Below are 7,764 nucleotides of genomic sequence, written 5' to 3'. Positions count from 1 at the left end.
ACAGTTGCACCGCCCGCTAATCCTGAAAATAGGCGATGAAATCGATCTGCATGACCTGGCTGCCCGGTTGGGCGCTATGGGCTACGTAAGGGCGTCGCTGGTTGAGAGCCAGGGGCAGTTCAGCCTGCGCGGCGGCATCATCGATATCTTTCCTACAAATGCGGGTGCGCCGGTGCGCGTCGAGTTCTTCGGGGATGAGGTCGACTCAATACGTTCCTTCAATATAGCAAGCCAGCGCTCGGTTGAAAAACTGAAAGGCATCAACATATACGGCTGTCGTCAGGTGGCGCTTACCGAAGACAACGTCGCAAAAGCGCTCGCGCAGCTTACCGGCCCTTACCCCGAATGGCTTGAAGAAGAAGTCGGCAAATTAAAAGACATGCACTACTTCGAAGGTATCGATAAGTACCTGCCGTTTCTGTACGGCAAGGCGGCGACGGTTATGGATTACCTTTCCCCTGACGCCCTGGTCATTGTCGATGAGCCGGAAGAAACCCTGCAAGCGGCGCAACAGCACCTCTCGCAACAGGTGTCCTATATCGATCATCTTGCCGAGCACCGGTCGATTATTAAACCGCCGTACCCGTACTTTCGAAAGCCAAAAGAGATACTGAGCCGCACCCGGCTTGAACTCACCTCTTTAGGGGAGGCAAAGAGCACCCTTGCGATCAAGGCTTCACCCGTTCAACCCCTTGCCGGAAGAGTCGAGCAGCTCAGCGATCGGATCAACGATTATCTGGGGCTCGGATTAACCGTCATCCTGGCGCTCCATGACCGGGGCCAGCTTGATAAAATGGCTCAGATTCTGGGAAATAGCAAGATTCCTTATACGTCCGGTGCAGGTGAATCCGTGGGGGACGCAAAGACGGTTTTACTGGTAACCGGTGATATAAGTGGCGGGTTTACGAGCCCTGATTTAGGCCTGGCGCTTATATCCTATACGGATATTTTTGGAAGAAAGGCCATCCAGCAGAAAAGCATAGCCCAAAGCAAGGGCCGTGCAATTGCCGATATCGCCGACCTTAAAGCCGGTGATTACGTGGTACACAGCACCCACGGCATTGCGGTCTACGGTGGATTGCAGCGCAGAGAAGTCGCCGGTATCGTGCGCGACTACGCGCTTCTTGAATATGCCGGAACGGACCGGCTCTTCGTCCCCATCGAGCAGCTCGACCGGATTACGAAATATATCGGTGTCGCAGGTGAGGCGCCGATCGTATCGCGGCTCGGCGGCTCCGAATGGTTGAAGGCAAAGAAAAAGGCGAAGGCATCGGTTAAGAAAGTGGCCTACGATCTTCTATCGCTCTATGCCGAAAGATCGAAGGCCAGAGGTACGGCCTTCACCCCGGATTCCCCCTGGCAGCAAGAACTCGAAGATGCATTTGCCTACCAGGAGACCCCGGACCAGCTGACGGCGATCGACGATGTCAAAAAAGACATGGAAGATGTCAAGCCTATGGATAGGCTGATCTGCGGCGATGTTGGTTATGGCAAGACCGAGGTGGCGGTCCGCGCAGCCTTTAAGGCAATCGTGGACGGCAAGCAGGTAATGGTGCTGGTGCCGACGACGATCCTGGCCCAGCAGCACTACACAACGTTTAACGAGCGCCTTTCCCAATTCCCGGTTACCGTCGAGATGATTAGCCGTTTTAAATCGCCCGCCCAGCAAAAAGACATCATAACCCGCTTTAACAAGGGTAAGGTGGATGTTCTTATCGGGACCCACCGGCTGTTCTCGCAGGATGTTAAGCCCTTCGACTTAGGGCTGGTCGTAATCGACGAGGAGCAGCGCTTTGGCGTCAACCACAAGGAAAAGCTGCGAAATTTTAAGAAAAGCGTGGATGTTCTAACCTTAAGCGCCACCCCGATTCCGCGCACGCTTCAAATGTCGATTGCCGGGGTGCGCGATATGTCGGTTATCGAGACCCCGCCCGAACACCGCCAGCCGATTATCACCCACGTCGGACGTTACGACCAGGAGATGGTGGTGCAGGCCGTGCGCCGTGAACTGGGGCGCGGCGGGCAGATATACTACGTACACAACCGGGTTGACACTATCGACCGGGTCGCCGCCCGCCTGCATGCCCTGATCCCGGAGGCCCGTGTGGCGGTCGCCCACGGCCAGATGAGCGAGCACCAGTTGGAGAAGATAATGCTCGCCTTCCTTGCGAAGAAGTATGATGTTCTGGTGTGCACGACGATAATCGAGTCCGGTATCGACATCCCAAGCGTTAACACCCTTATCGTCGATATGGCCGAAATTCTTGGTTTAGCGCAGCTGTACCAGTTGCGCGGGCGCGTCGGTCGTTCGGATCAACGCGCCTACGCCTACTTTTTCTTCTCGCCGCAACGTATACTTACCTTGCAGGCCTTTGAGCGGCTTAAAACCATAAGCGACTTTACCGAGCTTGGCTCGGGTATGAAGATAGCCCTGCGCGATCTCGAGATACGGGGCGCGGGCGACTTGCTCGGCGCCGAGCAACACGGGCATATGTCGGCAATCGGCTTTGAACTCTACTGCCAGATGCTCCGCGAGGCCATCGAACAGTTCGAAGGCAAACCGGTCTTTGAGCCTGTCGAAATACGCATCGATCTGCCCGTCAACGCATACCTGCCCGACACCTATATAGCCGAAGAAAGCCTGCGCATCGAGACCTACAAAAGGATCATTATGGCCCGGGATATCGATGATGTGCGGCAGGCCTTATTTGAGCTAAAAGACCGCTTCGGCACACCGCCTCAAGCCGTTAACACCCTGCTCGATATCGCGAAACTGCGGTTACTGGCGCGACATTTGGGCATCACCGAAATCACTTACCAAAACGGTAGGATTAGGATTTCGTCATTGCGCTTGACAAAGCAACAAGAAATGGTGTTGGCTAATCAATATGACAACGTGGCCTTCCATTCACAGAGAAACTATCTTGTTGTGACAAAGCTGGTGCAGGACCAAATAATAGCTTTTCTGCTAGCTTTGTTTGATGATATAATAATTGTGCTCACTACCGAGGTAATGAAAAGCCAGAAAGCGAGGTAATTAAATGAAGTTTTACAAATACGGCTTGGTGCTGATCTTGATTTTGGCCGTAGCTATAGCCGTCGTGGGGTGCTCCAAGGAACCGCTTGCAGGAGAGGTAAACGGCAAGAAGATCACTGTCGCCGACGTTGATGAGAGGCTGCAGCAAATGACAGCGCAGCAACCCGATGTGTTCAAGGGTCCCCAGGGCGAGCAACTAAAACAGCAATATAGGGCAAACATTCTCGATCAATTAGTCGACATGGAGCTTATGCTTCAAGAGGCCGATAAGGTGGGCATCAAGATCACCGATAAAGCGATAGATGCTAAAGTCAAAGAAACGATGAAGACCTACAACATCAAGGACCAGAAAGCGCTTGAGGATATTCTTAAGACGCAGAAAACCACGATGGAGAAGTTTAGAGGCGAGATAAGTAAGCTCATGATTATCGACGCGCTTGGCGAAAAAGTCACCAAAGGTGTAAAAGTGAGCAACAAGGATGCTGAGAACTACTACAATACGCACAAGACCGAATTCGCGACCAAGGATCAGGTTCATGTAGCGCACATTCTGGTACAGAAGCAGGAAGATGCGCAGAAGGTACTTAAAGATCTGCAGGGCGGCGCCGACTTCGGCAAGCTTGCCAAGCAGTACAGTATCGACCCCGGCAGCAAGGACAAAGGCGGAGAATACCCGTGGACCGATAAGGACAAGTACTTACCGGCATTCGGCGATGCGAGCTGGAAGCTCGAAGCCGGTCAACTCAGCCAACCCATAAAGACCGATTACGGCTATCATATCATCAAGCTGATCGGCAAAAGGCCCGCCGGACAGCGGACCTTTGCGGAAGTAAAAGAAGAAATTAAGCAGAAACTCTTGGCGCAAAAGAAAAAGGAAGAGTTCAACAAGTGGCTTAAGAATTTAAGGAAAAAAGCCACCGTTAAAAAGTATATAAGCCCGCCGAAGACAGAAGCGGCGCCAACCGGCGCGCTAACACCGAACGCCAGTGAGCCGGGTACAGTACCGGCAGCCGATTCCGCCGCTCAACCAGGACAATAAGAACGCTTATAAGCTTGGTATAAAAGAAAATAATTAATCGAAGGACCCGCACGCCGGGTCCTTTTTTCAAATGTTTCGACTGGGGGTGTGACTATTGTCCGGTAATTACACGTGCGAAGAACTTGTCGCCCTTATGGCCAGGCTGCGGGGTGCGCAGGGGTGTCCCTGGGATAAAGAACAGACGCACAAAAGTCTCAGGCGCTATCTGATAGAGGAAGCCTACGAGACCGTCGACGCCATCGATGCCAATGACCCCGAGCACTTGAAAGAGGAGCTTGGGGATCTCTTACTGCAGATCGTATTCCACGCACAAATTGCATCCGAGGCCGGCCGGTTTGACATACAGGATGTAGTGGAAGGCATCGTCACCAAAATCGTACGCCGCCACCCGCACATCTTCGGCGAGACCAAAGTATCCTGTGCCCGTGATGTGATTGTAAAATGGGAAGAAATAAAGAGCAAAGAAAAGAACGAGGTCTCCGCTATAGCCGGAATCCCGAAATCGTTCCCAGCGCTTATCTACGCGTATAAATTACAAAGCAAAGCGGCCAGAGTCGGTTTCGACTGGGAGGATGTCGAGGGCGCCCTCGATAAGATCGTCGAAGAGGCGGATGAGTTAAAGAGGGCCAAAAAAGGGGAAGGTCTCATCGAGGACGAGATCGGCGATCTTTTCTTTGCCATGGTGAATGTCGCCCGTCATCTTGATGTCGACCCCGAACTCGCGCTACATGGCACCTGTAAGAAATTTGAGCGCAGGTTCCGCTATATGGAAGAGAAGGCCGAAACGCGGGGCGAGCGCCTGCCCGATTTGACGCTCAAGCAGAAGGATAAACTCTGGGATGAGGCGAAAGATAGAGAGAGATATAAGAGATAAAATAAGAGATAAAAAAATAAAGGCAGAGAAGCAAAAGAGAGAAAACAAGCGAGAGAATATCTTAAAAACCACATATAAATGGGAGGCAAAATGAACACGATTGAAATGATTCATGGAAGAGAGATTTTGGATTCGAGGGGAAATCCGACGGTTGAAGTCGATGTTGTTCTTGCCAGCGGGGACTCGGGAAGGGCCGCAGTACCATCCGGCGCCTCGACCGGAACATACGAGGCCCTTGAGTTAAGGGACGCAGATCCGGGACGCTATCTGGGCAAAGGAGTGCAGACGGCGGTTGCCAATATTAACGATATAATCGCACCGGAACTCGAGGGATTTGACGGCACCGACCAGCGCTTCATCGATATGACGATGATCGACCTTGACGGTACGGATAACAAGAGCCGCCTTGGCGCAAACGCAATACTCGGTGTCTCGCTTGCGGTGGCGAAAGCAGCGGCGAATTTCTTGGATATGCCGCTCTATCGCTACATCGGCGGCACAAACTCGTATATGCTGCCGGTTCCGATGATGAATATCTTAAACGGCGGCATCCACGCCGATAACAACGTCGACTTCCAGGAGTTTATGGTTATGCCGGTTGGGGCCGGGTCGTTTGGTGAGGCCCTGCGCATGGGTGCCGAGGTGTACCATAATCTCAAAAAAGTCCTTAAAGCCAAGAAGCTCAGTACTTCGGTTGGCGACGAGGGCGGCTTTGCACCGGACCTGGCATCCAACGAAGACGCGATCAGGCAGATCATATCGGCCATCGAGGAAGCGGGCTACATACCGGGCAAGGACGTCTTCGTTGCGCTCGACCCCGCATCCAGCGAGTTTTTTAAAGAGGGCAACTACGTTCTTGAAGGCGAAGGGCGCACGCTCACACCGTCCGAGATGGTCAACTACTACGCCGAGCTTACGGATAAATACCCGATTATTTCTATTGAGGATGGCATGAGCCAGGACGACTGGGATGGTTGGAAGGAGCTTACCGAGAGAATCGGCAGCCGGGTTCAGATTATGGGCGATGACTTATTCGTAACCGACGTAAAGCGGCTCGAGACCGGGATAAAGACGGGTACCGCTAACTCTATCCTGATAAAACTCAACCAGATAGGCTCGTTATCCGAGACGCTTGATACGATCCAAATGGCGCAAAAGGCGAACTACACGGCAGTTATCTCGCATCGCTCGGGTGAGACCTGCGATGCCACGCTCGCCGATCTGGCCGTTGCGGTCAATGCCGGGCAGATCAAGACGGGTGCCCCGGCCCGAAGCGATCGCGTATCCAAGTACAACCAGCTCTTAAGGATCGAAGAAGGCCTCGGCCCGGTATCCGTATACCCGGGAATGGCGGCGTTTTACAGCATTAAGCGATAAGGGGGTTATTTCGTGAGGCATGCGAAGATCGTTTGCACCATAGGCCCGGCGAGCCGCGATATCGAGGTTATGAGAAAACTGCTCGATGGCGGTATGGATGTTGCGCGCATCAATATGGCGCACGGCAGCCACGAGGACCACGCGGCGACTATAGCCAACATCAGGCAGCTTGAGAGTGAATCGGGCAAGCCGATCGCCGTTCTTATGGACCTGGCCGGCCCGAAGCTGAGAATCGGTGATGTTGAGAACGGCGAGGTAATCATCAACGAGGGCGATGATTTTACCGTCACCACAAGGCCGGTAATGGGAACGAACGAAATAGTCTCGATCAATTATCCCGACCTGCCGCGGGATGTAAAGGCGGGCGATACCATCCTGATCGATGAGGGTCTTATTATCCTTGAAGTGCTCGGTGTGGGGGAGGAGGATGTCCGCACAAGGGTTATCGAGGGCGGCCCTCTTAACTCAAAGCGTGGGGTGCACCTGCCGGGCGTCATGGTCAGCCTTTCGCCGCTCTCTGAAAAAGACCGGCTCGACCTGGCCTTTGGTCTGGAGCAGGGCGTGGATTGGATCGGGCTTTCGTTCGTGCGGAACTCAGATGACGTCAAGCTTCTAAAGAGCCTGGTTGCTGAGGCGATAAAGCATGCTAAAGTAATCGCTAAAATCGAGAAGCAGGAAGCGGTCAAGGATATCGATAACATTCTTGAGGTTGCCGATGGCGTTATGGTTGCCCGCGGCGACCTTGGTATTGAGATGCCCACGGAAATGGTGCCTCTGGTACAGAAGATGATCATCAACAAGTGCATGATCGTCGGCAAACCGGTGATTACCGCAACGCAGATGCTCGACTCGATGATTCGGAACCCGCGTCCGACAAGGGCGGAGGTAAGCGACGTCGCCAACGCGGTGCTCGACGGGACCGACGCCCTCATGCTTTCGGGAGAGACGGCCATGGGACGTTTTCCGGTTGAAAGCGTTAGCATGATGGCGCGCACGATTATAGCGGCTGAAAGGGATTTAAGCTTCTGCATCGACCGGGGTGCGGGCCCCCGTGAACGCGAGCGTCTGAGTACGACCCAGGCGATAAGCAAAGCCACCTGTGAGATCGCCTCGGCGCTGCGCGCGACCGCCATCATCACATCCACGCAATCCGGTGAGACCGCGCGCCAGGTGGCAAAGCACCATCCGGCACAGCCGATCATTGCGATAAGCCCAAGCGACGAGGTCGTCCGTCAGCTTAACCTTACCTGGGGAGTCATACCGCTTAAGGTCGGCCCCAGCATCAACCTTGATAACATGTTCGACATCGCCGTCGACGCCCCGCTCAAGGCCGATCTTATAGAAAAGGGCGACCGCGTTGTAATTACGGCGGGTGTATTCGTCAACGTTCCCGGCACGACCAACTTAATAAAAGTGCATCGCGTTTAGGAGCCTAGC

Annotated in this window: 5 protein-coding genes; all 5 read left to right on the top strand. The window is 53.6% G+C overall.

The window, feature by feature from the left end; genetic code table 11:
• A partial coding sequence (gene mfd, locus COY37_RS09590; RefSeq protein WP_286977378.1) for a transcription-repair coupling factor occupies positions 1-3,037 on the top strand: 3,037 nt, incomplete at its 5' end.
• Between the two features lie 4 nt (positions 3,038-3,041).
• On the top strand, positions 3,042-4,076 hold the full coding sequence (locus tag COY37_RS09585) for a peptidyl-prolyl cis-trans isomerase (protein WP_286977377.1): 1,035 nt from the start codon (positions 3,042-3,044) through the stop codon (positions 4,074-4,076).
• 94 nt (positions 4,077-4,170) lie between these two features.
• A complete protein-coding gene (mazG, locus tag COY37_RS09580) occupies positions 4,171-4,950 on the top strand; it encodes a nucleoside triphosphate pyrophosphohydrolase (RefSeq protein WP_286677902.1) in 780 nt (259 codons plus the stop codon).
• Positions 4,951-5,040: 90 nt separating this feature from the next.
• Complete coding sequence (eno, locus tag COY37_RS09575) at positions 5,041-6,327, top strand: phosphopyruvate hydratase (protein WP_286677901.1); 1,287 nt, start codon at positions 5,041-5,043, stop codon at positions 6,325-6,327.
• A gap of 12 nt (positions 6,328-6,339) precedes the next feature.
• Complete coding sequence (gene pyk / locus COY37_RS09570; protein ID WP_286677900.1) at positions 6,340-7,755, top strand: pyruvate kinase; 1,416 nt, start codon at positions 6,340-6,342, stop codon at positions 7,753-7,755.
• Positions 7,756-7,764 lie beyond the last annotated feature (9 nt).

The sequence above is a fragment of the Candidatus Aquicultor secundus genome (genome assembly GCF_002791875.1).
Classification (GTDB): Bacteria; Actinomycetota; Aquicultoria; order Aquicultorales; family Aquicultoraceae; genus Aquicultor_A; species Aquicultor_A secundus.
This window is presented reverse-complemented; position numbering and strand designations above follow the sequence as displayed.